This window comes from Hymenobacter puniceus (assembly GCF_014333525.1).
Taxonomy (GTDB): domain Bacteria; phylum Bacteroidota; class Bacteroidia; order Cytophagales; family Hymenobacteraceae; genus Hymenobacter.
In genome coordinates this window covers 702,320-726,824 of sequence record NZ_JACSCX010000003.1, presented here as the reverse complement: position 1 = coordinate 726,824, position 24,505 = coordinate 702,320, and the positions used below count along the sequence as shown (strand labels likewise).

Annotated in this window: 22 protein-coding genes; 12 read left to right on the top strand and 10 right to left on the bottom strand. The window is 58.4% G+C overall.

Going from position 1 to position 24,505, the window contains the following annotated elements:
• Positions 1-56 precede the first annotated feature (56 nt).
• The 3 genes from H8B14_RS11730 to H8B14_RS11720 all read left to right on the top strand — a co-directional run bounded on the left by H8B14_RS11730 (position 57) and on the right by H8B14_RS11720 (position 3,720).
• Positions 57-728 (top strand): metal-dependent transcriptional regulator, encoded by a 672-nt coding sequence (locus tag H8B14_RS11730; RefSeq protein WP_187315816.1) that lies wholly within the window; start codon positions 57-59, stop codon positions 726-728.
• A 79-nt stretch (positions 729-807) separates the two neighbouring features.
• On the top strand, positions 808-2,199 hold the full coding sequence (gene mnmE, locus H8B14_RS11725) for a tRNA uridine-5-carboxymethylaminomethyl(34) synthesis GTPase MnmE (protein ID WP_187315815.1): 1,392 nt from the start codon (positions 808-810) through the stop codon (positions 2,197-2,199).
• Between the two features lie 231 nt (positions 2,200-2,430).
• A complete protein-coding gene (locus H8B14_RS11720; protein ID WP_187315814.1) occupies positions 2,431-3,720 on the top strand; it encodes a citrate synthase in 1,290 nt (429 codons plus the stop codon).
• Between the two features lie 92 nt (positions 3,721-3,812).
• Here H8B14_RS11720 and H8B14_RS11715 read toward each other — a convergent pair whose 3' ends face one another.
• The 7 genes from H8B14_RS11715 to lepA all read right to left on the bottom strand — a co-directional run bounded on the left by H8B14_RS11715 (position 3,813) and on the right by lepA (position 11,184).
• Positions 3,813-4,172 carry a hypothetical protein gene (locus tag H8B14_RS11715; protein ID WP_187315813.1) on the bottom strand — a complete coding sequence of 120 codons (360 nt, stop codon included), beginning with the start codon at positions 4,170-4,172 and terminating at the stop codon, positions 3,813-3,815.
• Between the two features lie 310 nt (positions 4,173-4,482).
• Positions 4,483-4,845 (bottom strand): hypothetical protein, encoded by a 363-nt coding sequence (locus H8B14_RS11710; RefSeq protein ID WP_187315812.1) that lies wholly within the window; start codon positions 4,843-4,845, stop codon positions 4,483-4,485.
• Between the two features lie 290 nt (positions 4,846-5,135).
• Entirely contained in the window at positions 5,136-7,076 is a 1,941-nt protein-coding gene (locus H8B14_RS11705) for an OmpA family protein (protein ID WP_187315811.1), read from the bottom strand.
• A gap of 11 nt (positions 7,077-7,087) precedes the next feature.
• Positions 7,088-7,669 (bottom strand): 7-carboxy-7-deazaguanine synthase QueE, encoded by a 582-nt coding sequence (locus H8B14_RS11700; RefSeq protein WP_187315956.1) that lies wholly within the window; start codon positions 7,667-7,669, stop codon positions 7,088-7,090.
• A 336-nt stretch (positions 7,670-8,005) separates the two neighbouring features.
• A complete protein-coding gene (locus tag H8B14_RS11695) occupies positions 8,006-8,917 on the bottom strand; it encodes a bifunctional 5,10-methylenetetrahydrofolate dehydrogenase/5,10-methenyltetrahydrofolate cyclohydrolase (protein WP_187315810.1) in 912 nt (303 codons plus the stop codon).
• Positions 8,918-8,929: 12 nt separating this feature from the next.
• Positions 8,930-9,121, bottom strand: coding sequence for a hypothetical protein (locus H8B14_RS11690; protein ID WP_187315809.1), 192 nt, complete (start codon positions 9,119-9,121; stop codon positions 8,930-8,932).
• A gap of 275 nt (positions 9,122-9,396) precedes the next feature.
• Positions 9,397-11,184, bottom strand: coding sequence for a translation elongation factor 4 (lepA, locus tag H8B14_RS11685; protein WP_187315808.1), 1,788 nt, complete (start codon positions 11,182-11,184; stop codon positions 9,397-9,399).
• Between the two features lie 286 nt (positions 11,185-11,470).
• Between lepA and H8B14_RS11680 the strand changes: the two genes are divergently transcribed.
• The 4 genes from H8B14_RS11680 (at position 11,471) to H8B14_RS11665 (ending at position 14,867) form a co-directional block, all read left to right on the top strand.
• On the top strand, positions 11,471-11,890 hold the full coding sequence (locus H8B14_RS11680; RefSeq protein ID WP_187315807.1) for a GlcG/HbpS family heme-binding protein: 420 nt from the start codon (positions 11,471-11,473) through the stop codon (positions 11,888-11,890).
• Positions 11,891-11,931: 41 nt separating this feature from the next.
• Entirely contained in the window at positions 11,932-13,164 is a 1,233-nt protein-coding gene (gene fdhA, locus H8B14_RS11675; protein ID WP_187315806.1) for a formaldehyde dehydrogenase, glutathione-independent, read from the top strand.
• Between the two features lie 194 nt (positions 13,165-13,358).
• Positions 13,359-14,213 (top strand): carboxypeptidase-like regulatory domain-containing protein, encoded by an 855-nt coding sequence (locus H8B14_RS11670; RefSeq protein ID WP_187315805.1) that lies wholly within the window; start codon positions 13,359-13,361, stop codon positions 14,211-14,213.
• Between the two features lie 51 nt (positions 14,214-14,264).
• On the top strand, positions 14,265-14,867 hold the full coding sequence (locus H8B14_RS11665; protein WP_261989974.1) for a Uma2 family endonuclease: 603 nt from the start codon (positions 14,265-14,267) through the stop codon (positions 14,865-14,867).
• An 8-nt stretch (positions 14,868-14,875) separates the two neighbouring features.
• Here H8B14_RS11665 and H8B14_RS11660 read toward each other — a convergent pair whose 3' ends face one another.
• Entirely contained in the window at positions 14,876-15,346 is a 471-nt protein-coding gene (locus tag H8B14_RS11660; RefSeq protein ID WP_187315804.1) for a DUF6188 family protein, read from the bottom strand.
• A gap of 111 nt (positions 15,347-15,457) precedes the next feature.
• On the opposite strand from H8B14_RS11660, the gene H8B14_RS11655 reads away from it, so the two are divergent.
• The 5 genes from H8B14_RS11655 (at position 15,458) to H8B14_RS11635 (ending at position 23,478) form a co-directional block, all read left to right on the top strand.
• Positions 15,458-18,976, top strand: a complete 3,519-nt coding sequence (locus tag H8B14_RS11655; RefSeq protein ID WP_187315803.1) for a methylmalonyl-CoA mutase family protein — start codon at positions 15,458-15,460, stop codon at positions 18,974-18,976.
• Between the two features lie 64 nt (positions 18,977-19,040).
• On the top strand, positions 19,041-19,613 hold the full coding sequence (locus tag H8B14_RS11650; protein ID WP_187315802.1) for a hypothetical protein: 573 nt from the start codon (positions 19,041-19,043) through the stop codon (positions 19,611-19,613).
• Between the two features lie 153 nt (positions 19,614-19,766).
• The gene (locus H8B14_RS11645; RefSeq protein WP_187315801.1) at positions 19,767-20,402 is read left to right on the top strand and encodes an ABC transporter ATP-binding protein; all 636 of its coding nucleotides are present in this window, start codon (positions 19,767-19,769) and stop codon (positions 20,400-20,402) included.
• A complete protein-coding gene (locus H8B14_RS11640) occupies positions 20,399-21,520 on the top strand; it encodes a hypothetical protein (RefSeq protein WP_187315800.1) in 1,122 nt (373 codons plus the stop codon). The genes H8B14_RS11645 and H8B14_RS11640 overlap by 4 nt, the downstream gene beginning before the upstream one ends.
• Positions 21,521-21,654: 134 nt before the next feature.
• The gene (locus H8B14_RS11635; protein WP_187315799.1) at positions 21,655-23,478 is read left to right on the top strand and encodes a peptidoglycan D,D-transpeptidase FtsI family protein; all 1,824 of its coding nucleotides are present in this window, start codon (positions 21,655-21,657) and stop codon (positions 23,476-23,478) included.
• Positions 23,479-23,520: 42 nt separating this feature from the next.
• Here the strand turns inward: H8B14_RS11635 and H8B14_RS11630 are convergent, their stop codons facing one another.
• Both H8B14_RS11630 and H8B14_RS11625 read right to left on the bottom strand, forming a co-directional pair.
• Positions 23,521-23,886, bottom strand: coding sequence for a hypothetical protein (locus tag H8B14_RS11630; RefSeq protein WP_187315798.1), 366 nt, complete (start codon positions 23,884-23,886; stop codon positions 23,521-23,523).
• Complete coding sequence (locus tag H8B14_RS11625) at positions 23,873-24,370, bottom strand: DoxX family protein (RefSeq protein WP_187315797.1); 498 nt, start codon at positions 24,368-24,370, stop codon at positions 23,873-23,875. The genes H8B14_RS11630 and H8B14_RS11625 overlap by 14 nt, the downstream gene beginning before the upstream one ends.
• Positions 24,371-24,505 lie beyond the last annotated feature (135 nt).

Sequence of the window (24,505 nt, the reverse complement as noted above, 5' to 3'; positions counted from 1 at the left end):
CGGAAGCGGCCGTTCTTAATTTTCACTTCTCAATTCTTAATTTTTAATTCAAACAGATGCCCAGCTTCACCGAGGAAAACTACCTGAAGGCCGTGTACAAGCTGGCGGAGGCGGCGCCGGGCTCCGATGTGAGTACCAACAGCATTGCCGAGGTGCTGCAAACCCGCCCGGCTTCGGTCACGGATATGCTGCGCCGCCTCAGCGAGAAGGGCCTGCTGCACTACCAGCGCTACCGCGGCGTGTCGCTCACGCCCGAAGGGCGGCAGTTGGCCCTACTCACTATTCGCAAGCACCGGTTGTGGGAAGTGTTTCTGGTGCAAAAGCTGGGCTTCAACTGGGACGAAGTGCACGAAGTGGCCGAGCAGATGGAGCACATCGACTCTCCACTGCTGGTGCGCCGCCTCGACGAGTTCCTGGGATTCCCGCGCCTCGACCCGCACGGCGACCCTATCCCGACTGAGGACGGGGCCATGCTGCGCCCCACCCACCGCCTCGTGGCCGACCTGCAGCCCGGTGAGCAAGGCCCCGTGGTAGCCGTCAAGAATACCTCCGTCACCTTTCTGCAGTACCTGGATAAAGCTGGCCTCAAGCTGGGTTCTTACATTGAAGTGCTGGACAAGGTGGCCTTTGATAACTCTTTAGAGGTCAGAATCAACAAGCAGGCAACCACTATGCTGTCGGCGGAAGTAAGCCGCAACCTTTTCGTAGCCGGGCAGGCCGCCAGCTGATTGCCATAGGCCTGCTCGTTCGGATACTTGTGCCCGGTGTGGGTTGCGTACCTTTGCAGCCGAACCAGCCTTTTTGCCTGTGGCCGTCGCCTACCCTCCCGCGCTTTCCGATACCATCATTGCCCTCTCGACGCCACTGGGCGCGGGCGCCATTGCCGTACTGCGCCTTTCCGGTCCGGATGCTATTGCCCTTACTGATGCCGCTTTTGCCGGCAAGCGCCTGCGCGACCAGCCGGGCCACACGCTGCACTATGGCACCATCCGCGACGCCGACCGGATTCTGGATGAAGTGGTGGTGTCGTTGTTTCGGGCTCCGCACTCCTACACCCGCGAAGACGTGGTGGAAATCAGCTGCCACGGCTCCGACTACATCGTGCAGGAAGTGCTGCGCCTGTTCGTGCGGCGCGGCGCCCGGCTCGCCGAGGCCGGCGAGTTCACCAAGCGCGCCTTCCTGCACGGCGCCTTCGACCTGGCCCAGGCTGAAGCTGTAGCCGACCTGATTGCCGCCGACTCGCAGCTTTCGCACCAGGTAGCCATGCAGCAGATGCGGGGCGGCTTCTCCCGCGAGCTAAAGGACCTGCGGGGCCGCCTCGTGCAATTTGCGGCCCTATTGGAGCTGGAGCTGGACTTCGGCGAAGAAGACGTGGAGTTTGCCGACCGTACCGGGCTGGTAACACTATTGCAGGAAGTCCAGGCCCTGGTTCGCCGGTTGCTGCGCTCGTTTGAGTTGGGCAACGTCATCAAGCATGGCGTGACTACCGTTATTGCCGGGCGGCCCAATGCCGGCAAAAGTACCTTGCTCAACGCCTTGCTCAACGAAGAGCGGGCCATCGTGTCAGCCATTGCCGGCACCACTCGCGACCTTATCGAAGATGAAGTGAGCCTCGACGGCATCCGCTTCCGGTTCGTGGATACCGCCGGCCTGCGCACCACCACCGACGTGGTGGAATCTATGGGCGTAGAGCGGACCATGAAGCGGGTTTTACAGGCGGCTTTAGTAGTGTATCTGTTTGATATTACGACTACTACGCCCGCGCAGCTTCAAGATGAGATTCAAGCATTGGGGCTGGCCCCCGGTGTGCCGGTGCTGGCCGTCGGCAACAAGCTCGACACAGCCTCCGATCCGGAACTGGATGCCTTCCGCAACCGCCCCGACACCGTGCTCATTGCCGCCAGCCGCGGCGATGGCCTCGACGAGCTGCAGCAAACGCTGCTGCACCTCGTTCGGGGCGAAGGCCTCGACCGGTTGGGCGGCAGCACCATCGTCACCAACCTGCGCCATGCCCGTAGCCTGGAGGCGGCCGCGCAGGCCCTCGGCGCCGTGCTGACGGGTCTGGCTACCGGAGCTGGCACCGAACTGCTGGCCGCTGATTTGCGCCACGCGCTGGCCGCTCTCGGCGAAATCACCGGCGAAATTTCCTCCGACGACTTGCTGACCAGTATTTTCACCCAGTTCTGCATCGGCAAATAAAGCTCGGCCAGTAGCTTGCAGGCGAATTTTCGCTGACCAGCACATTTAATCTCGATTAAAATGACGGCTGGCGTGCTACCCGTACGGCCAGACTGCTTTTCTTTGCGGATACATTCTTTCTCAAACAACCCAAGGGCACGGTTTGTAGTAGCAGTACTCAAACAAGCGCAGGCTTTCCGGCTAGCCGGTAATTCTTTAGCTTCGCCCCCGAACCACCTCTAATCCTCTCTTATGGCAGAGTCTGCTGAATTGATCCTCGATGGGAAATCTTATTCCCTTCCCGTCATCGAAGGTACCGAACACGAAAAGGCATTCGACATCGGCAAGTTGCGCGACCAGACCGGCTACGTAACCCTCGACTCGGGCTACAAGAACACCGGCGCCACCAAAAGCGCCATCACTTTCCTCGACGGAGAAGAAGGTATCCTACGCTACCGGGGCTACCCTATTGAGCAGCTCGCGGAGAAATCCAGCTTCCTGGAAGTGGCCTATCTGCTCATCTACGGCGCATTGCCCACCCAAACTCAGCTCGACGAGTTCCAGCACCAGATCACCAAGCATACACTGGTGCACGAAGATGTGCGTAAGATTTTCGACGGTTTCCCGTCGGCAGCTCATCCAATGGCCATTCTGAGCAGCCTGATCTGCTCGCTCACCGCTTTCTATCCCGAAAGTGTCTCTCCCGACCTGAGCAAGGAAGAAATTGACCTCAACGTTATCCGGTTGATGGCCAAGATTTCGACCATTGCAGCCTGGACGTACAAAAACAACATGGGTCACCCGCTGAACTATCCGCGCAACGACCTTGACTACTGCTCCAACTTCCTGTACATGATGTTCAGCTTCCCGACGGAGAAGTACGACATCAACCCCACCGTGGTGCGCGCCCTCAACAAGCTGCTCATCCTGCACGCCGACCACGAGCAGAACTGCTCTACCTCGACCGTGCGCCTGGTAGGCTCGGCCAACGCCAGCTTGTACGGCTCGGTTTCGGCGGGTATCAACGCGCTGTGGGGCCCGCTGCACGGCGGCGCCAACCAGGAGGTGCTGGAGATGCTGCAGGAAATTCAGAAAGATGGCGGCGACACCAGCAAGTTCATTGCCAAGGCCAAAGACAAGAACGACTCGTTCCGTCTGATGGGCTTCGGCCACCGCGTATACAAGAACTTCGACCCGCGCGCCAAAATCATCAAGAAAGCGGCCGACGAAGTGCTGACCGCACTGGGCATTGATGACCCGTTGCTGACCATCGCTCAGGAACTGGAGCAAGCGGCCCTCACTGACCCTTATTTCGTTGAGCGCAAGCTGTATCCCAACGTTGATTTCTATTCCGGCATCATCTACCGCGCCATCGGTATTCCTACCGAAATGTTCACGGTGATGTTTGCATTGGGCCGTCTGCCCGGTTGGATTGCACAGTGGAAAGAAATGCGCGAAAACAAAGAGCCGATTGGCCGTCCGCGCCAGATTTACACCGGCGAGCTGGAGCGCGACTATCAGGACATTGCGCAGCGCAGCTAGTCTGCCCCCGTAAACTGTACTGAAACAAGAAGAAGGCCCGCTCTCGATTGAGAGCGGGCCTTCTTCTTGTTCTACTTACTAAGCGAAGCGTACTAGCGGCTGCCGAAGGCCATCAGATCTGCTTTGGCCTGGGTATAAGCCACCATCTGGCGGGGCCACAGAATCGTGGCCAGGTCCCACTCGTAGCGGGCCTGCACTTCTGCCAGCTGCTGATCCAGAGCGGTGGCATCGTTGGCGAAGCGCGACTGAACAACCTGCATTTCACTGAGCAGACGCAGGTTCAGCTGGCGTACTTTCACGTATTGGCCTTCATTCAGGGGTGTTACGCGGGCCATCTGCCGGGTGAGCGTGGTGGCACGCGCCGTAATCTTCTGTTGGTCGCCGGGGCCGGCGGCAGCCACTCCCGTAGTCAGCAGTAGCAGGAGCATTAAGAGTGCGGAGAGGTTTTTCATGATAGTTGGGAGTTTTGGTGGAGGTGAAAGGCTTACTAGTTCATCAACCAAGGCTACTCAATAAACAGCAACCCATGGCAGCATTTACGCATATGAATATAACACATTATTGCTTAATATCAACATATTTTAACGATTTATTTACAAATAACATTAGATGGTATTTTTTCTCTTCCATCTTGCTCAGCCTTGTTGCTTTCCGCTGGCCGGCTTAAAGCGTATGCAAAGTCCGGTACAGTTTCGGTGCCACTGCCTTATTCATAGGAACGCCCGTTTGCACGAGCTGCTCCTATGAATAACAGTTCGCTTTTTACTTTGGAGCTGACGTGCTCAGCGCCGTCATGGAGGTGCGTGACTGCTGGAACACGGCAAGTTGCGCAGGACGCATAATGGCAGTCAGTGCCATTTCGTAGTGGGCCTGCGCTACGGCCAGGCGTTCATCCATAATAGCAGGATCGGCAGCAAAGCGAGTCTTTAGGTCTTCCATCTCCGAAAACATCCGGATGTTGAGTTGCTTCACTCGCAGGTATTGGCCCTCATCGAGGTGGGCCTTTTCTGCCTGAATGCGGGTGAGCGCCGTTGCGCGGGCTACCAGGGTTGCTTCGCCATTCGATTTAGCCTGCGCTACAAAGAACAGGGCCACTGCCAAGCCAGTGAGAAAAACTCGTTTCATACTACTAGGGGGTTGGAAAGTGAAAGATGAAATGTCAGATGATACCCGGGGCGCACCAGTAGGAGGGAGGAGTCTGAGCGTTCAGAGTAATCAAATGTACAACAAAAATTTAATAATACAAATTATTTTTATAACTATTCTAATTACAAGCTTTTGCAGCCCTCCCTCCTGCTGTTGACAATCAGCATCTTATAATCCTAGCCAAAAGGAATAATGCAAACAAAAAAATCCGACAGCTACTGCTGCCGGATTCTAAAATGGTGCTGGGTTGCCCCTGGCGTCTTTGGGAACTACAGTATTCTCAACTCAATACGCCGGTTTTGTTGGCGATGAGCTTCTGTATCATTGGCTACCAACGGTTTGCTTTCCCCATAGCCTTTAAACCGCAAGCGGTTGACTTTCACTCCCTGACTAATCAGGTAGCTATACACAGATTTGGCGCGGTTCTGCGAGAGTACCTGGTTGTCGTCGTCGGACCCGACATCGTCGGTGTGGCCTATTATCTCTACCTGAATTTCCGGATACTGCTTCATAAAGCCTACTAGCCGGTTGAGCTCCGTGCGCGATTTGGGCTTGAGGGCAAACTCGCGGGTATCGAAAAACAGGTTATTCAGCACAATACTGCGGCCGGAGCGCACCGGCTCTAGGTAAATGTCCAGCACCAGCGGGTCGAAGCTGCGTTTGTCGCTGTAGTCAAAGCTAAGGCTATTCATCAGGTACTTGTCAGCCGAGGCGTACATAGCGTATTGCCGGCCTTCGTTCAGCACCACCGTGTAGTCGCCGTTTTCCGAGTCGGAGGATACATACTGGGTCAATTCATCCGTGTTCAGGTCATAGAGCTGCACATCGGCCTGGATGGGCTTCTTGGTGACGGCATCGAAAACGCGGCCCTGGGTGTAGGTGCTGGTTTCACGTGCCCGCACCTGCGGCGGCACTTCAAAGCTGAACAGCTCTACCGGGCGGTCCTGCTCTTTGCGCACGCCCGGCTCTGCGGCCCGTGAGCGGGAACAAAAGCCGCGGCGGTTGTCGGAGGAAATGAACAACGACGCTTCATTCTCATGGGTGTTAAGCGGATAGCCCAGGTTAACGGGCTCACTCCAGCTTGTAGCGCTCTGCATTTCGCAGCGGTACACATCCAGCCCACCCATGCCCACCAGCCCATCCGTAACGTAATACAGCGTGCTGGTGCTGGCATGTATAAAGGGTGCCATGTCCTTGCCGGCAGTATTCACAGGGCGTCCCAGGTTACGGGCGGGGCTCCAGTTGCCATTGGTGCCCAGCGTAGTTACGTAAATATCTTCCTGGCCTTGCCCGCCCCGACGCGTAGACGTGAAATACAGCGTGCGGCCATCGGCCGACAGGGTTGGCTGCGAATCCCATTCCACCGAGTTTACGGTGCGGCCCAGGTTCTGCGGCTTGCTCCAGTTGTTGCCGGTGCGGCGAGAAATATACAGGTCGCAGTTGCCAACCGAGTTTGGCCGGTCGCAGGACGCAAAGACCAGCGTCTTGCCGTCGCCGGAAATGGTTCCGGCGCCTTCGTTGTAGGGCGTATTGATGAAGGGCGAGATGGAAGCAGGGTCGCCGATGCTGCCATCCTTGTTCATACGCGACACAAACAAGTCCTCACCACTTTCGGAAGTAGGGCGTCCCGTGAAAAGCAGGAAGCGGCTGTCGGCAGTGAGCGCAGGAAAATACTGAAACCGGAACGTGTTCAACGGTGCCCCAAGCCGATCGGGTTGAACTCCAATGGGGTTGGCAATGGCCTTGGCTGCAAACTCACAGTTTAAAAGCTGCCGTTGGGCCTTGGAGGCAAAACGCTGCCCTTTGGGGCCGGTTTTAAGCAGACGCCGGTAGCTTTCGGCGGCGGTTTGGTACTCGCCAAAGCTCATGGCCAGTTCGCCCAGCGTATAGTAGTCGGTAGCACGGTTGGCGTCAGCAGGTAGCTTAGCCAATCCGTCGCGGTAAGCCTCAAACGCCGGACGGTTTTCGCCCATGGCTTTGAGCAAAGAGCCGCGCAGCACATACGGCTCGCCCAACGACGGAAACTTCTGATTGAGTACCGTCAGGGTTTCAATGGCCTTGGTGAAGTTGCGTTCCTTGGCTTGTGTTTGGGCTTTGTCCCAAAGACTGCGCGCCTTGGTATTGGCTGTGGCTAAAGTGGTTTGCGCTGCCGCAACCAGTGGAAGCAACGTACAGGCCAGCAATGGCAAGGCAGACAATATTCGGCGCATAAAGCAGGCAACTACGGGATATCAAGGAATTTATGCGTCTGTAACGACACCTGCCACTGTGGATTGTCTTTCACATAGTCCACAATCAAAGGCATCATCTGCGACGCCCTGCTCCACTCCGGCTGCAGGTACAGCCGGCACTGCTGGCCTACCTGCGCGGCGTGCTGCTCGGCCCAGGCAAAGTCCGAAGTATTGAACACGATAATCTTGAGTTCGTGGGCCTGCTGCAGCGTTTCGGGCAGCGGAGCCTTGAATTTTTTGGGCGACACGCAGATCCAGTCCCACTCACCACTAAGCGGGTAGGCGCCGGAGGTTTCAATCCAGTTCTGGCAGCCGGCGGCGTGCAGCGCCTGCGTGAGTGGCCCCAACTGGTGCATGAGCGGCTCACCGCCGGTGATGACGACGTTGCGGCCCGGATGGGCAGTGGCCGCCGCCACCATGTCGGCAATGGCTACGCGCGGGTGCTTGTCGGCGTCCCAGGATTCCTTAACGTCGCACCAGACGCAGCCGACGTCGCAGCCGCCCAGGCGCAAAAAGTACGCGGCGCGGCCGGTGTTGTAGCCTTCGCCCTGAATGGTATAAAACTGCTCCATGAGGGGCAGCGCAGCGGCCGGAACCTCAGTGTTGCCTGAGGCCGCCGATACAAGAGAAAGTTCGTGCAGCAAAATGAATGGGAAACAGGTAAAGCCGGACTGCCGGCAGGCGCTCCGAATCAAACCAGATTCGGCTCCAAATCCGTCGGCCCGACTTTAAAAGTAGTACAACGCCCCGAAATTCAAAAGCCCGGAGCTGGTTTTGTTGGATTTTACGGATGAGCTGCCGGTAATGAGTTAACAGGTGGTAGTTGTCGGTTGCCAGCATATGCTGGCGTGCTTTTGCAAACAAACCAGTAAGCGGCAACTGACAACCGGCAACCACCACCTGACAGCTTATTTCGGGTACACCTCCCCTTTTGCCGCCCGCAGCGTGTTGAGCAGCAGCATGGCAATGGTCATTGGCCCGACCCCGCCCGGCACGGGCGTGATGTAGGACGTAAGCGGCGCCACTTCAGTGAAGTTCACGTCGCCCTTCAGCGCCCAGCCCGACTTCTTGTCAGCGTCCTCCACGCGGGTGGTGCCCACGTCGATTACCACCGCGCCGGGCTTCACCATATCGGCCGTCACGAACTCCGGGCGGCCCAAAGCAGCTACCAGGATGTCGGCGGTGCGGGTAATGTCAGCCAGATTCTGGGTGCGCGAGTGGCATAAAGTCACGGTGCAGTTGCCAGGCTCTAAGTTCTTAGCCAGCAGAATACTAACCGGCGTACCTACAATGTTACTGCGCCCGATTACCACGCAGTGCTTGCCGTCCGTCGGCAGCTCGTAGCGGCGCAGCAGCTCCACAATACCTGAGGGCGTGGCGGGCAGCAGGGCCGGCAAACCGGCTACCATCCGCCCGATGTTCATCGGGTGGAAACCGTCTACGTCCTTCTCCGGCCGCACCGCCTCAATCACCTTGTTGGTGTCGATGTGGCGCGGCAGCGGCAGCTGCACGATGAAGCCGTCGATACGGTCATCCTCGTTCAGCTCCTGCACCTTTGCCAGCAGCTCGGCCTCCGTGATGGTGTCTTCGTAGCGCAGCAGCGTGCTCTCGAAGCCTACCCGCTCGCAGGCCAACACCTTGTTGCGCACGTAGGTTTCCGAGCCACCGTCGTGGCCTACCAGGATGGCAGCCAGGTGCGGGGTCTTTTGGCCAGCCGCTTTGCGCTGGGCTACTTCGGCGGCAATTTCTTCCTTGATGGCCTCGGCGGTTTGCTTGCCGTCGATGAGGCGGTAGGTGGTGGCGTCGGGGGCAGTGGTCATGGGGGTTGGCAGTTAAGCAGGGTCCTGGAATTGGTCAGCGGTTTTCTTGCTTTCGTGGGCGGCAATGGCGGCGGTGCCAGCAGCCTGCAGGGCGGCCTCCATCGTGGGCCAGTCATCTCTCCACCGGAACTTGCGTTCCTGGCCTTTGATGATCTTTTCCAGCTGTTCCTGGCTCGTACAGTTCTTGAGAAGGCTTGCGGACATGTCTTAAGATGAGTAAATCAGTACACGCCGTGTCAAGAAGTGTATGAGGTGGAAAATGGGTTGTTGGTTATTGTGTTGCCGGTTGTCGGTTGTTAGTGGATCAAAAGAACGTCATGCTGAGCGCAGTCGAAGCATCTCTACTTCTGGCGAACTCAATTGTGAAGACGAAGCGGTAGAGATGCTTCGGCTGCGCTCAGCATGACGTTCTTTTTACCTGTAACGAACGTTTTATCAGCACAAAAAAAACGCGCCCCGATGGGGCGCGTTCCACTTCATTAGTCGATTTTGAGGACGGCCAGGAAGGCCTCCTGGGGTATTTCTACGGAGCCCACCTGACGCATCCGCTTCTTGCCTTCTTTCTGCTTTTCGAGCAGCTTGCGCTTGCGGCTGATGTCGCCACCGTAGCACTTGGCAATTACGTTTTTGCGCAGGGCTTTCACGGTTTCGCGTGCAATGATTTTCTGCCCGATGCTGGCCTGAATGGCAATTTCAAACTGCTGGCGCGGGAGTAGCTCGCGGAGCTTTTCGCAGAGGCGGCGGCCCCACTCGTAGCTCTTGGAGCGGTGCACGATGGCCGACAGGGCATCCACCTTCTCCCCGTTCAGCATCACGTCCAGCTTCACCATGTCCGACTCGCGGAAGCCGATCAGCTCGTAATCCAGCGAAGCGTAGCCGCGCGAAATGGTTTTGAGCTTGTCGAAGAAGTCGAACACAATTTCCGACAGCGGCAGCTCAAACGACAGCTCCACCCGCTCCGAGGTCAGGTACGACTGCCCTTTGATGATGCCGCGCTTCTCCATGCACAGCGTGATGATGGGCCCCACGTAATCGGAAGCCGTGATGATCTGGGCTTTGATGTAGGGCTCCTCGATGTGCTTGATCATGTTCGGCTCGGGCATTTCGCTCGGCGCGTTGATGGTCAGCAACTGGTCTTTGGTGCCGGTGGCGTGAAACTGCACCGAAGGCACAGTGGTAATCACCGTCATGTTGAACTCACGCTCCAGGCGCTCCTGCACGATTTCCATGTGCAGCATGCCCAAAAAGCCGCAGCGGAAGCCGAAGCCCAGCGCCACCGACGTTTCGGGCTCCCACACCAGGGAAGCGTCGTTGAGCTGAAGCTTTTCCATGCACGAACGCAGCTCCTCGTACTCGGTGGTATCGACGGGGTAGATACCGGCGAATACCATGGGCTTCACATCGGCAAAGCCGTGGATGGCCTCGGCCGTGGGCCGCGCCACGTGCGTGATGGTGTCGCCGACCTTCACTTCGCGGGCCTCCTTGATGCCCGAAATGAGGTAGCCCACGTTGCCGGCCCCGATTTCGGGACGCGGCTCCTGGTTAAGGCCCAGGATACCGATTTCATCGGCACCGTATTCTTTGCCGGTGGCCATGAAGCGGAGCTTGTCGCCCTTCTTCATAGTGCCGTTTTTAATGCGGAACAGGACTTCGATGCCGCGGTAGGAGTTGAATACCGAGTCGAAGATGAGGGCCTGCAGCGGCGCGTCCGGGTCGCCCTTCGGGGCGGGAATCCGCTCACAGATGGCGTTCAGGATGGCTTCGATGCCGATGCCGGACTTGCCCGAGGCCGGAATGATTTCTTCCCGGTCGCAGCCGATCAGGTCCACAATCTCATCCGATACCTCCTCCGGCATGGAGTGGGGCAGGTCGATTTTGTTGAGCACCGGAATGATGGTCAAATCGGAACCTATGGCCAGGTAAAGGTTGGAAATCGTCTGGGCCTCGATGCCCTGCGACGAGTCCACGATCAGCAACGCGCCTTCGCAGGCGGCAATGGAGCGCGATACCTCGTAGCTGAAATCGACGTGACCGGGGGTGTCAATCAGGTTGAGCGTATACATTTCCCCTTTGTAGGGGTACTGCATCTGGATGGCGTGGCTCTTGATGGTGATGCCCCGCTCCCGCTCCAGGTCCATGTTGTCGAGCAGCTGCGCTTGCATGTCGCGCTTGGAGACAGTGCTGGTGAATTCCAGCAGGCGGTCAGCCAGCGTGCTCTTACCGTGGTCGATGTGGGCGATGATGCAGAAATTGCGGATGTTCTTCACTAGAGGCGGTTTTTTCCGAGGGCGAAGATACGGCAAAGGCCTTGTAAAAGCTAATAGCCTCGCTTCTGCCCTGCTGCCTGGAGGCAACTATCAACCATTGGCGTTCCACCCAAACAACGGCTGCAGTGCTTGGCTGGCTAACGGGATTGGCAGCGAAAGGCGCTGAGCTACACAATCGTCGCAAAAGTGGGTACTGATCGTCGCAACTGGGCGAGGCCGGTTGGCCGGAGGCACGTAAATTCCGTTGTTGAGGCATTGTTTCTTCACCTTCTCCTTCCCACAACCCATGAGCATCACCCTCGAACAAGCCCAGGCCGCTATCAAAGCCGCCCACCAGAAGTCATTGGAAATAGGCGTGAAGATGAACATTGCCGTGGTAGATGCCGGCGCCAACCTGACGGCCTTCGCCCGCATGGACGACGCGTGGCTCGGCTCGCTGGACATCTCCATCAAAAAGGCCAAAACGGCCCGCTTTTTCGATATGCCGACCGGCGTTATTGGGGGCCTCTCGCAGCCCGGCGGCTCGTTGTTTGGGATTGAGCATTCCAACAGTGGCCTCATCACCTTCCCCGGCGGCATTCCAATTAAGGACAGCAACGGCCGTGTAATCGGGGCTATTGGCGTGTCCGGCGACTCCGTGGAAAACGACCACACAGTAGCCGAAGCCGGCATGCAGGCCATCGTAAACGGCTGGCCCCGCGGCTAGGCTTACTGGCTTCGTTTTTTTCACTTTCTTAAGTTTCTATCATGGCTGACAACAGAGGCGTAGTCTATACCGGCCCCGGCAAAGTCGAGGTGCAGAACATTGCTTTTCCGGAGCTGAGGAACCCCAAAGGCAAGAAAATCACGCACGGTGTGGTTTTGAAAGTGGTGTCCACCAACATCTGTGGTTCCGACCAGCACATGGTGCGCGGCCGGACCACCGCACCATCGGGTTTGGTGCTGGGCCACGAAATCACGGGCGAGGTAATTGAAATGGGGGCCGACGTGGAGTTCCTCAAGAAGGGCGACCTGGTGTCGGTGCCGTTCAACGTGGCCTGTGGCCGCTGCCGCACCTGCCGCGAAATGAAAACCGGCATCTGCCTGACCGTGAACGAAGGCCGCGCCGGTGGCGCCTACGGCTACGTGGACATGGGCGGCTGGATTGGCGGCCAGGCCGAGTACGTAATGGTGCCCTACGCCGACTTCAACCTGCTGCGCTTTCCCGATAAGGACCAGGCCATGGAGAAAATCCGGGACCTGACCATGCTCAGCGACATTTTCCCAACGGGTTTCCATGGGGCCGTGAAGGCCGGCGTGGGCCCGGGCGCGACGGTGTACGTGGCCGGCGCCGGGCCGGTAGGGCTGGCTGCCGCCGCTTCGGCGCAGCTGCTGGGCGCAGCCGTGGTGATTGTGGGCGACATGAACAAGGCCCGCCTGGCCCACGCCCGCTCCTTCGGCTGCGAAACCGTGGACTTGACGCTGGACGCCACCCTTACGGAGCAAATCACCCAGATTCTGGGCGTGCCGGAAATCGACTGCGCCATCGACTGCGTGGGCTTTGAGGCCAGCGGCCACGGCACCGATTCCAAGACGGAAGTGCCAGCTGCCGTGCTCAACTCGCTCATGGAAATCACCCGCGCGGGCGGCTCCATCGGCATCCCCGGCCTGTACGTAACCGAGGACCCAGGCGCCAAGGATGAGGCGGCGCAGAAAGGCAGCCTGTCTATCAGGTTCGGGCTGGGCTGGGCCAAGAGCCACTCGCTGCACACCGGCCAGACGCCGGTGCTCAGCTACAACCGCCAGCTGATGCAGGCCATCCTCTACGACAAGGTGCAGATTGCCAAAGCCGTGAACGTGGAAGTCATCAGCCTCGACGACGCCCCGAAGGGCTACGCCGAGTTTGACAGCGGCGTGGCCAAGAAGTTCGTTATCAACCCACACAACCTGATTCCGGACGTGAAACCTAAAGCCAAGAAGAAGGACAAGGAACCCGCATAACGTCGACACTTCTTGCCTTCTGCATCAACGGCCGGGCTGCCCTACGGGGTGGTCCGGCCGTTTTGCATTCGGGCAGTTATGGGCCCGCCCGCTTGCAGCACCGCACCAGTCGCGGGGCAATATTTTATTTTGCGGGGCCCGGCTTTTGCCGCCTCACGGGCCGTAGGTTTGTGGCAGTGCTATTTTGCTGATTCATGTTGCGTCGATTGCTACTTATTACGGCCCTTTGCGCCGGTTCTTATCGGGCCAATGCCCAAACCCGCATTCTGGAAGGACAGGTACTGAACGACCAGACCGGCGAGCCGGTACCTTTTGCCACCCTGGGCATGGTGGGCCGCAGCGTGGGAACTGTGGCCGACGAGCAAGGGCGCTACCTGCTCCGCCTGCCACCCGGACTCTCTGATACGCTGGTGGTGACGAGTGTAGGATTTTTGCGTACGGCCGTGCCCCCAGCCGCGCTGATGAGCGGCCAGCGGGTGTTTCGGGTGCGGCCGTTGTCGGTGGCGCTGGCGGGGGCTGTAGTGGAGCACGCTCGGGTGCATCCGGCATTGTTGGGCCGCAACCAGGCCAAGGGCGACGTGCTCTGGACTGGCGGCTCCAGCGGCAAGGAAACCGTGGACGATGAGTGGGGCTGGGAGCTGGGCACGCTGCTCAAGCCCACGCGGCGCACCTATTTGGAGGAGTTTCACGTCTTTCTGGCCACTAATACCTACCAGCTGCTGCGCTTTCGCCTGAACCTGTACGCCGCGGAAAACGGCCAGCCCGGCGCGGTGCTGCTTTCCCAGGACATTCAGCTGGTGTGTACCAACCAGCAGCGCGGCTGGCAGACGGTTGACCTGCGCCCCTACGCTGTGCAGTTGCAGGCCCAACCCGTTGTGGCCACTATCCAGTGGCTGCAAAGCGAGAAAACTGATCCGGAAGACAAGTACTTTTCCATCCCTGTTTCCCGACAGCGCCAGCAGGTGATGGTGGAGCGCGAGAACAGCCAGGCCGCCTGGACCATCCACGCCCTGCAGCCCAGTTTGTACTTCACGGTACTGGAGGAGTAGGCGGGCAGCAGGCGTTTTGCGTATCTTCCAGAAGACAACCCGTTTTGTAGTATGCGCCCTACCATCACCGAAGACGTCATTACGCTCCGCAGTCCGGTGCTGGCTAACATGTCGGACGATGAGTTCTTCGACTTCTGCCAGTTGAATGCCGACCTGCGCATCGAACGGACGGCCTCCCACGAAATCCTCCTTATGTCGCCCACCGGCAGCCGCTCCGGCAAACGCAACGCCCGCCTTACCGGGCAACTTTATGCCTGGTTTTCCACACATGAAGAGCTTGGCGAAGTGTTCGACTCCAACACCGGCTTCACCCTCCCCGATGGCTCTGTGTTGTCGCCGGATGCGTCCTGGGTTTCAGCCGCTAATTGGAACGCCCTGACGGCCGCGCAGCAGGATAAGTTTGCGCCCGTGTGCCCCGAGTTTGTAGTGGAGCTGAAATCTGCCACCGACTCGCTTAAAACCCTGCAGGCCAAAATGCTGGACTACCTGCGCAACGGTGTGCAGTTGGCCTGGCTGCTCAACCCTGAAACCGAAACCGCCTACCTCTACCGTCCCGGCCAGCCCGAGCCCGAAACCGTGCAGGGCTTCGATAATGAGTTGAGTGGTGAGGCGGTGCTGCCGGGGTTCCGGCTGCGGCTGGCGGAGTTGCGGTGAGTTACGAGTTAATCAACATCCGGCTCGTAGAAGAATGTATTACGAGTTGCTACAGAATAATATCCCAGGCCTGAGTAGCCAATAGACCAACTATCAAAATCTTTGAAAGGAGCATCGTTCCAGATATGAAGTGAATAGCCATTCGAGAAATCAATAGTTAAATCTCCCCATGCTGTGAAAGTGGCACTGGCAACCGTACTGCTTTCCAATGTCTGTAAGGCAGGAGCCAGATTGGTACCGGCATCCTCGTGCCATGTGCAAATAATGTGCTCTGCCTTTACGATTCGCCACGCGCACCAAACCATCAACGAGAATTCTCCCTGAGTTTCATCAGTAGATGATAGCAGTCCAAATTGCAGCGTAAAAATGGATCCTGTCTCATTCCCGGCCCGGCTCCGCCACGCCGGTTGGTGCTGCAACTTCTCTATGACCTGCTTGAACTCGGCGAAGGAGACAACATGCTTTCTGGTTTCAGACATAGGATAGTGGAATTTTAGCTCCTGTAAATTCATCCAAACTTACGTGAATAGCCCCGCCGGGGCTTTTTGCGTACCTTCGCTACCCCAAATTCCACCCAACATCCCCGCGCTATGCAAGCTGCTCCCGCCGCTCCTTATAAGCCCCAGAACCATATTCGCATCGTGACGGCCGCCGCCCTCTTCGACGGGCACGATGCCGCCATTAACATCATGCGCCGCATCATTCAGAGCAGCGGCGCCGAGGTGATTCACCTGGGCCACAACCGCTCGGTGCAGGAAATCGTGGACTGCGCCATCCAGGAAGATGCTCAGGCTATTGCCATTACCTCCTACCAGGGCGGCCACAACGAGTACTTCAAGTACATGTATGACCTGCTTAAGGAGCGCGGCGCGGGCCACATCCGCCTGTTCGGCGGCGGCGGCGGCGTGATTCTGCCCACCGAAATCGAGGACCTGCACAGCTACGGCATCGAGCAGATCTACTCCCCCGACGCCGGCCGCGCCATGGGTTTGCAGGGCATGATCAACGACCTGCTCCAGCGCTGCGACTTCCCCACCGGCCAGAACCTGAACGGCGAAGTCAAGCACCTTAAAGAAAAAGACGCCCGCAGCATCGGCCGCCTCATTTCCGCCGCCGAAAACTTCCCCGAGGAGTTTGAAAAAGTTAGGGAGTTGTTAGTTGCTAGTTATCAGTTGTCAGTTGGGGGAGAAAAAGCCCAACAGAACGACCTAACAACTGACAACGAACAACTAACAACTAAACGAACAACTGACAACAAACAACTAACAACTAAAACCCCCATCCTCGGCATTACTGGCACGGGCGGCGCGGGTAAGTCGAGCCTGGTAGATGAGCTGGTGCGGCGCTTTCTGATGGACTTCCCTGAGAAGACCATTGCCATCATCTCCGTGGACCCCAGCAAGCGCAAAACCGGCGGGGCCCTGCTCGGCGACCGGATACGGATGAACTCCATCAACTCGCCGCGGGTGTATATGCGCAGCTTGGCCACGCGCCAGAGCAACCTGGCCCTAAGCAAGTATGTGCAGGACGCCGTGGATGTAGTCCGCGCTGCCGAGTTTGACCTTATCATCCTCGAAACCTCCGGCATCGGGCAAAGTGACACCGAAATCATCGAGCACTCCGACGCCAGCCTGTATGTAATGACCCCCGAGTACGGCGCAGCTACCCAGCTGGAGAAAATCGATATGCTCGACTTCGCCGACGTCATTGCCCTCAACAAGTTCGACAAGCGCGGCGCCCTCGACGCCCTGCGCGACGTGCGCAAGCAGTACCAGCGCAACCACGGCCACTGGGACAAGCCCCTCTACGATATGCCCGTCTTCGGCACCATCGCCTCGCAGTTCAACGACCCCGGCATGAACCGCCTCTACCGCGCTATTCTGAGCATGGTCGAAGCCAAAACCGGTGTGCCGTTTGCTTCCCAGCTGGCCACGACCAAAGAGGATTCCGAGAAAATCTATATCATTCCGCCGCACCGTACGCGGTACTTGTCTGAAATCGCCGAAACCAACCGCCAATATGACCAGTGGGTTCTTAAACAAGCTGACACCGCTCAGCAGCTCTACGGAATCCGACAAGCCGTCGGAGCCGTCCAAAGTCTCGGAAACGCCGCTGGCGGACCTGGCGCTGGGAACAGCGGCAACCAACCCGATGCCGGAAGCCTCGTGGCCGGCCTGGAGAGGACCTTCGAGGAGGTCAAACTCCGGCTGGACGGGCAGAACTGGAAACTCCTGGAAACCTGGCCGCAAAAAGTAGCCGCCTATAAAGCCCCGGAATTCGTCTTCAAGGTGCGCGACAAAGAAATCCGCATCCAGACCCACACCACCAGCCTCAGCAACCAGCAGATTCCGAAAGTCAGCTTGCCGCGTTACACGGCCTGGGGTGACCTGTTGCGCTGGCAGCTCCAGGAAAACGTGCCCGGCGAATTCCCCTACACCGCCGGCGTGTTTCCGTTTAAGCGCGAGGGCGAAGACCCCACCCGCATGTTTGCCGGCGAAGGGGGCCCCGAGCGCACCAACCGCCGTTTCCACTACGTGAGCATGGGTTTGCCCGCCAAGCGCCTGAGCACCGCCTTCGACTCGGTGACGCTCTACGGCGAGGACCCCGACCACCGGCCCGACATCTACGGCAAAATCGGCAACGCCGGGGTGAGCATCTGCTGCCTCGACGACGCCAAGAAGCTCTACTCGGGCTTCAACCTGGCCAACCCCAGCACCTCGGTGTCGATGACCATCAACGGCCCCGCCGCCACGCTGGCTGCCTTCTTCATGAACGCCGCCATCGATCAGCAGTGTGAGCTTTATATTAAAGAGCAGGGCCTGGAAGCCGAAGTTGACGCCAAGATCAACCAGATTTACGCCGACAAGGGCCTCAACCGCCCCCGCTACCAGGGCGAGCTGCCCCAGGGCAACGACGGCCTGGGTTTGATGCTGCTCGGTGTCACCGGTGACCAGGTTTTGCCCGCCGACGTCTACCACACCATCAAAACCCGCACCCTGAGCCAGGTGCGCGGTACCGTGCAGGCCGACATTCTTAAGGAAGACCAGGCCCAGAACACCTGCATCTTCTCCACCGAGTTTGCCCTGCGCCTGATGGGTGATGTGCAGGAGTACTTCATCAAGGAGAAAGTCCGCAACTTCTACTCGGTGTCGATTTCTGGCTACCACATTGCCGAGGCCGGGGCCAACCCCCTCACCCAGTTGGCCCTCACGCTAAGCAACGGCTTCACCTTCGTGGAGTACTACGTGAGCCGGGGCATGAGCGTAAACGACTTCGCGCCCAACCTCTCCTTCTTCTTCTCCAACGGCATCGACCCCGAGTACGCCGTGATTGGCCGCGTGGCGCGCCGCATCTGGGCCAAGGCTATGAAGCTGAAGTACGGCGCCGACGCCCGCTCGCAGATGCTCAAGTACCACATCCAGACCAGCGGCCGGAGCCTGCACGCCCAGGAAATCGATTTCAACGATATCCGCACCACCCTGCAGGCCCTCTACGCCATCTACGACAACTGTAACTCCCTGCACACCAACGCCTACGACGAGGCCATCACCACGCCCACCGAGGAATCGGTGCGCCGGGCCATGGCCATTCAGCTCATCATCAACCGGGAGCTGGGCCTGGCCAAAAACGAAAACCCGCTGCAAGGCTCCTTCATCATCGAGGAGCTCACCGACCTGGTGGAAGAGGCCGTGCTCATGGAGTTTGACCGCATCACCGAGCGCGGGGGCGTGCTGGGCGCCATGGAAACCATGTACCAGCGCGGCAAGATTCAGGAGGAAAGCATGCACTACGAGATGCTCAAGCACACGGGCGAGTACCCCATTATCGGCGTGAACACCTTCCTCTCCTCCAAAGGCTCGCCCACGGTGGTGCCCGCCGAGGTTATCCGCGCCACCGACGAGGAAAAGCAGTACCAGATTGAGATGCTCAACATCCTGCACACCCGCAACGCCGACCAGACCGAAGCGCGCCTCAAGCAGCTCCAGCAAGTCGCCATTGCCAACGGTAACCTCTTCGCCGAGCTGATGGAAACCGTCAAGTTCTGCTCCCTCGGGCAGATTACGAATGCGCTGTTCGAGGTTGGGGGGCAGTATAGAAGGAATATGTAAGCCTCTTTCGGACTAAGTTAAAAGGGCGCTACCTTGTCGGGGTAGCGCCCTTTTTTTCTGTTTTATGAAAACCATACTTATACTCTCAATAGTACTGACCACCTTCTTCGAGGCTTCAGCCCATAAGGAAAATGACAAAACCGTTCAGGATTCCACTAATCTTGCTATTGCAACGCAATACCTTGATGAAAAACTTGGCAAAGAGTACGTTAAGGCACACCTGAGATATGCTGGTCAATATGAAAGTGTATTGTCGATGGTCACGTTCGAAATAGTACCGCAACAGCCTATCAAAAAGAATATGATAATTGTCTCGCTTGATGGCAAAGAGGTTGAAAGCAAATACAACAGCAAAATCTCTATGTCAGATATCGAACTGTATAATCAAGGGAAGGAGGCACCTAATATCTTCTTCAATAAAGCTCACGCCCTTGCACAGGCGAAGAATCTTAAACTTAAAAAAGGTATTAAGCCTTGGGAAGTTGAGATGTCAGGAGTTGCCGGTGAAATATTTTGGATCGTCAAATCTTATGCAAAAGAGTATCACGAACCTATGTGGTCTGCATCTGGAACACACGTGAAAGTTGACATAAGAACTGGCAAAGCTTTAACAGGTAATTGGCGGGCAGTAGAATAGGCACCGCCTGATATAAAGACGCGAATACACGTCTTTACATCTGCCACGCCTTCGCTCACTGCACAACAAGCAGGCGGATTGGGCGTTGCTGACGGAAAAATATTACTGCTGGGCAGGTCTGCTCTGGAGCCTGCATCCAGCTTCTACTACTCTATGCTGACGCTACACAACTATCACAAAGCGTATAACGGCCACCTGATTCTTGACATCCCTGCTTTTAACATTGATTCCGGAATTCACTGGCTGCGCGGGCACAACGGTTCCGGCAAAAGCACTTTCCTGAAAACCGTAGCCGGTATTATTTCCTTTGAGGGAGAAATCAGCCTACATAACACGCTGAGCGTAAAAAAGCACCCGACAGACTACCGCAGCGCGGTGAATTTCGCCGAGGCCGAGCCTGTATTTCCTGATTTCCTGACGGGCACCGAGCTAATCCAGCTGTTCAAATCGGCTAAGAAGGCGCCCGTCCGGCAGGAGGAACAGTACGTGGAGAGCATGCGCATGACGGCCTACCTGCCGGACCGGATCAGCACCTATTCCAGCGGGATGCTCAAGAAACTGTCGTTGGTGCTGGCCTTCCTGGGGCGGCCGGCCTGTGTTCTGCTTGATGAGCCCCTGACCACTCTGGACGCAGATGCTTTGCCGATTCTGTACTCCTGGATTGCCAACCAGCACCAACAGGCGGGCACCACGTTTCTGCTGTCGTCGCACCAGCCGTTTGCAGGCGCCATTCTGCCTGATGTGCGGGAAATTCTGGTGGAACGCAATACGCTGCATCATATCATATGAGAAGTGCCCACACCCGCGTGCTGACCAAACTACTAGCCACAGGATTTTACCGGCAACACACCGGGCTATTGCTTTCATTGTTTGTTTTCATCTTCAGCAACTTCTTCTATACCAACGTTCTCAATCAAAGCCACCTGACGCCCGAACAACTTCTTGAAACGGCGCTGAAACTGGTACTATCCACCGTCAGCGAGCCGCTGGGCGTTTTCCTGTTTGCGGTTATTCTGTTTGTCTACAGCGCCAAAACCCGGCAATATGTAGGAGCACGCCTGCAGGCACCAGACACTTCGTTTGTATTCTACAGTCTCAACGCGTTGAGTATGACGCAGCAGCTGCAGGCCTGGGCGGCGGTGCAGCTGAGCCTGTTGCTGCCGGTTGTAGCGCTGGGCGGGTATGCCATGGTAGTAGGCGCGGCGTATGGGTATTGGCTGGTTCCACTGCTTATCCCCGTATATCTGCTGGCCCTGAACGTGTTCTGCGCCTGGCACTACGTAGGCCTGACCAACCGCCTGACGACCAAACCGGCCAGATCAGCTGGGGTGTCGTGGCTGCATGCCTGGCCGAAGCCGTTGTGGAGCCTGTTTCTGTTTGAGGTGCTTGTTCGGAAACGGGTTGCCTACGCCGTCACCAAGGCTACCTCATTCGCCGGCATAGCCCTTGTTTTCAGCGTATTTCCCGGCTCCCACTCCGACCCACGTTTGATTGGATTGGTTGGCCTGTGTGTTGCCCTGAGTCACGCTGTATTGATTTATCAGGCAAGTGAGTTCGAGCTAACCTATCTACGCTTTGCCCGCAACTTTCCGTACAGCAAAGGGCAGTTATACGGTCAGCAGGCAGCCTTATACAGCCTGCTGCTGCTCCCCGAGCTAGGGTGCCTTGTCGTTGCCACGGCCATGCCTAAGGCCCTGGCTGGGTTTCTGTTGCTGCTGAGTGTAACGCTGCTATTCCGGGCTGTCCTTTACCGTATAGGGCAGCACATCAAGCAGTACCTGCAGATTGTATTCGGGCTGTTTCTCATTCTTCTTTTTGCTGATTTGTTTGGGCTCACCACTCTGCTGGCTGTTAGCAGCTTCCTGGCGGCCTGGGTGCTGCTGTGCCGCCACAGCTACGCGGAGTAGGCCCGCTTTATCCGCTTTGGTCTTTGGGTTAGCTGTTCCGGCGGGTGGCCCTGTTCAGGTGGCATAGATGCCTGTTCATCGAAACCACGCCCGCGCCGCCCGGTAAAAGATTGGCAATTGGCTAGCTTTACCCCATGCGCACTGCTTTCTTACGGTGGAAAATCAGCCTACTAGCCCTGCTCGTAGCTCTGGCAGCCTGCTCTTCTCCCGACTCTCAACCCGGCCTGCCCACCGCCCAGGATGTGCGCGTGCGCTACACCGCCCGCCGCGTGGTACTACCCGATGTGCCGCAGCGCGGCCGCATCCTCGACCGCCACGATTCTGTGCTGGTAGACACGCGCCTGCAGTTTCTGCTGCAGCTGCCGAGCCGCCCCCCGCTTGACACGCTGGCCCTGGGCGAGTTACTAGGCTGGGACTCTACCACGGTACGCCGCCGCATTGCCGAAGCCCTGCCGTACCCGGATGCCCGCCCCGGCTACCCCGTGCAGCTGCGCCTGACCAAAGCGGAAGCAGCCCGCATCCGCCGCGACAGCAACGCCACCGTACCGCGTCTCACCCTCACCGAGCGCCCCCGGCGGGTGTATACCACCAGCGCGGGCGCCCCGGTGCTGGGCTACCTGAGTGCCGAGGCCCAGCCCTTTTTCCGCCAGGCCAGGCGCTACCGGCGGGGTCGTTTCTACCGCCTGCGCAACGGCGGGGTGGAAGCGTACTACAACGGCCTGCTGAGCGGCCACCGCGGCTACCTGCATCCGCTGCTCGATGCCAAAGGGCAGCAGCATGGTACCTGGGCCAAGGACACTGTCTTCCAGCAAGGCCAGGACCTGCACCTGACCCTGGATGCCAAGCTCCAGACCTACGCCGAGAAACTGCTGGGCGGCCGCCGTGGCTACCTCGTAGCTCTTGATCCGCGCACCGGCGAAATCCTGGCTTATGTATCCGGCCCCGTGTATCCCGCGGCCACCCTTACGGCCCCCGATCAGGCCGGCGTACGCGCCGAGTTGCTGGAGCACGAGGATATGCCCCTGCTCAACCGGCCCGCCATGCTGGCCAACCCGCCCGGCTCGGTGTTCAAGCTGGTAAATGCCGCCGTGGCACTGCAGTTGGGTGCCATCAGCCCCGCCACCGGCTTCCGCTGCGACCAGTCGCTGGTGAGCTGCGTGCACCACCACCCCAGGCCCGGCAGCCTCACGGTAGGCCTGAAGTACAGCTGCAACCCTTACTTCTATCAGGTGCTGCAAACCGTCATCAACCACGTGCCCGACTCGCTGGTGCAGGATACCGTGGCGGCCCGCCACGCCAACCTCGCCCAGTGGCGGCGCTACGCCCGCTCCTTCGGGCTGGACTCGGTGCTGGGCGTGGATATGCCCCGCGAGGCGCCCGGCTTCCTGCCCACCCCCGCCTACTACGACAAGGCCCGCCGCACCACTAACTGGACCTACCGCTCCATCTATTCACTCAGCATTGGGCAGGGTGAAATCAACCTGACGGGCTTGCAGATGGCCAATATGGCCGCCATCATTGCCAACCGTGGCTGGTACTATCCGCCCCATCTGGTGCGCGGCATCGGCGAGGCTGGCCCATTGGCCCGCTTCACCCGCAAGCACCACACCCTCATCGACAGCGCCAACTTCGCCGCCCTGATTCCCGGCATGGTGGCGGTGCTGCAGCGCGGCGGCACCGCCGACGCCTCCAGCCTCGCCGATGTAGGCATTACGGTGGCAGGCAAAACCGGCACCGTGGAAAATGACGAAGGCGACGACCACGCCGCTTTTGTCGGCTTTGCCCCGGCCGATAACCCTAAAATAGCGGTGGCTGTGTACCTGGAAAACGGCGGCTTCGGGGCTACGGCGGCGGCACCGTGCGCCGTGCTGGTGATGGAAAAATACCTGCGCGGCAGCATTGCGCCTAAGCGCAAGCGCTGGGAGGCCCGCATCCAGCGGCGCGCCCGGCAGGAGTAGGCAGCATCGTGGCAGCGCAAACCTGATAAGTGGCAGTGCTGGCTACTTCCGTGCATTAAACCGGGCCCGGTACACGGTGGTGTCGCCGGGGCCAAATACGATGCGGCGGTTTTCCGCTTCTTTCAGCTCAAACTCCCCGTTAACCGTGAACTTCACTTCCGTGATAAGAAAGCCGGTGTGCGTGGTTACGGTGGCACGATACAGGCTGCTGTCGGGGCCCACGGGCATGAGTTGCAGATCCTGGTCCCAGCTTAGGGGTTTGTCGCGGCCACGCAGGCCCACCTGCCGCACATTGGGCAAGCCGCGCACGTCCAGCTCGTACACTACGGTTTTGTCGTGGGCGGGCTGCACGCAGCCGGGCAGCAGGCTCGCCAGCGCCAGCCAGCCAAGCAGGTTATAGCGTTTCATGGCGGCGGGGTTTGGCAAGCACATAATCAAGTCCGAAACGGCCGGAGCCCAGCACCACTGCCGGCAGCGCGGCCCACAGAAAACCGGCAGCGGGCAGCGCGTTCCACATACCCTGGGCAAGCTGCTGCATGAAAATGGCCACCAGCATCGTGCAGATTATCAGGAAGGCCGATAGGCGGGTGCCCAGCCCCAGCAGCAACAGCAGCCCGCCCACAGCTTCGCTGAATGCCCCCATCCAGGCAAAGAAATTCGGCAGCAGCGCAAAAATGCCCCCATACGCCGCCACATCGTTCGGAAACCAGAAGGCCACTTCAAACAGTCCCAGGTTGTTATCGGGTGGCGACCAGGGCAAGCCGAATTTGGGAGCCCCAAACTCAGTGGAGAGCAAATAACCGCACACCAGCCGGGGCAGCAGCAGCAGCGCATCCTGCCACCAATGAGGCAGCACAAGCGGTTCAATAACAGGGCGCAGCAAACGTACCATAGTCAGCGGGTTGACGGGTGAGTGGAAGTGAGGTAACAGGCTTCGCTGGCCGCAGTAGCCGGGAAGTGGGTTAAAGCACGGCACCCTCGACCTATCTGGTGCCCCAATTCATATATTGATACCTCAACCGGGCCG

Coding starts and splice junctions, on each gene's coding strand:
- H8B14_RS11730 (WP_187315816.1), top strand. CDS start 57: ATGCCCAGCTTCACCGAGGAAAACTACCTGAAGGCCGTGTACAAGCTG.
- H8B14_RS11720 (WP_187315814.1), top strand. CDS start 2,431: ATGGCAGAGTCTGCTGAATTGATCCTCGATGGGAAATCTTATTCCCTT.
- H8B14_RS11715 (WP_187315813.1), bottom strand. CDS start 4,172: ATGAAAAACCTCTCCGCACTCTTAATGCTCCTGCTACTGCTGACTACG.
- H8B14_RS11710 (WP_187315812.1), bottom strand. CDS start 4,845: ATGAAACGAGTTTTTCTCACTGGCTTGGCAGTGGCCCTGTTCTTTGTA.
- H8B14_RS11705 (WP_187315811.1), bottom strand. CDS start 7,076: ATGCGCCGAATATTGTCTGCCTTGCCATTGCTGGCCTGTACGTTGCTT.
- H8B14_RS11700 (WP_187315956.1), bottom strand. CDS start 7,669: ATGGAGCAGTTTTATACCATTCAGGGCGAAGGCTACAACACCGGCCGC.
- H8B14_RS11695 (WP_187315810.1), bottom strand. CDS start 8,917: ATGACCACTGCCCCCGACGCCACCACCTACCGCCTCATCGACGGCAAG.
- H8B14_RS11690 (WP_187315809.1), bottom strand. CDS start 9,121: ATGTCCGCAAGCCTTCTCAAGAACTGTACGAGCCAGGAACAGCTGGAA.
- H8B14_RS11680 (WP_187315807.1), top strand. CDS start 11,471: ATGAGCATCACCCTCGAACAAGCCCAGGCCGCTATCAAAGCCGCCCAC.
- fdhA (WP_187315806.1), top strand. CDS start 11,932: ATGGCTGACAACAGAGGCGTAGTCTATACCGGCCCCGGCAAAGTCGAG.
- H8B14_RS11670 (WP_187315805.1), top strand. CDS start 13,359: ATGTTGCGTCGATTGCTACTTATTACGGCCCTTTGCGCCGGTTCTTAT.
- H8B14_RS11665 (WP_261989974.1), top strand. CDS start 14,265: ATGCGCCCTACCATCACCGAAGACGTCATTACGCTCCGCAGTCCGGTG.
- H8B14_RS11660 (WP_187315804.1), bottom strand. CDS start 15,346: ATGTCTGAAACCAGAAAGCATGTTGTCTCCTTCGCCGAGTTCAAGCAG.
- H8B14_RS11655 (WP_187315803.1), top strand. CDS start 15,458: ATGCAAGCTGCTCCCGCCGCTCCTTATAAGCCCCAGAACCATATTCGC.
- H8B14_RS11650 (WP_187315802.1), top strand. CDS start 19,041: ATGAAAACCATACTTATACTCTCAATAGTACTGACCACCTTCTTCGAG.
- H8B14_RS11645 (WP_187315801.1), top strand. CDS start 19,767: ATGCTGACGCTACACAACTATCACAAAGCGTATAACGGCCACCTGATT.
- H8B14_RS11640 (WP_187315800.1), top strand. CDS start 20,399: ATGAGAAGTGCCCACACCCGCGTGCTGACCAAACTACTAGCCACAGGA.
- H8B14_RS11635 (WP_187315799.1), top strand. CDS start 21,655: ATGCGCACTGCTTTCTTACGGTGGAAAATCAGCCTACTAGCCCTGCTC.
- H8B14_RS11630 (WP_187315798.1), bottom strand. CDS start 23,886: ATGAAACGCTATAACCTGCTTGGCTGGCTGGCGCTGGCGAGCCTGCTG.
- H8B14_RS11625 (WP_187315797.1), bottom strand. CDS start 24,370: ATGGTACGTTTGCTGCGCCCTGTTATTGAACCGCTTGTGCTGCCTCAT.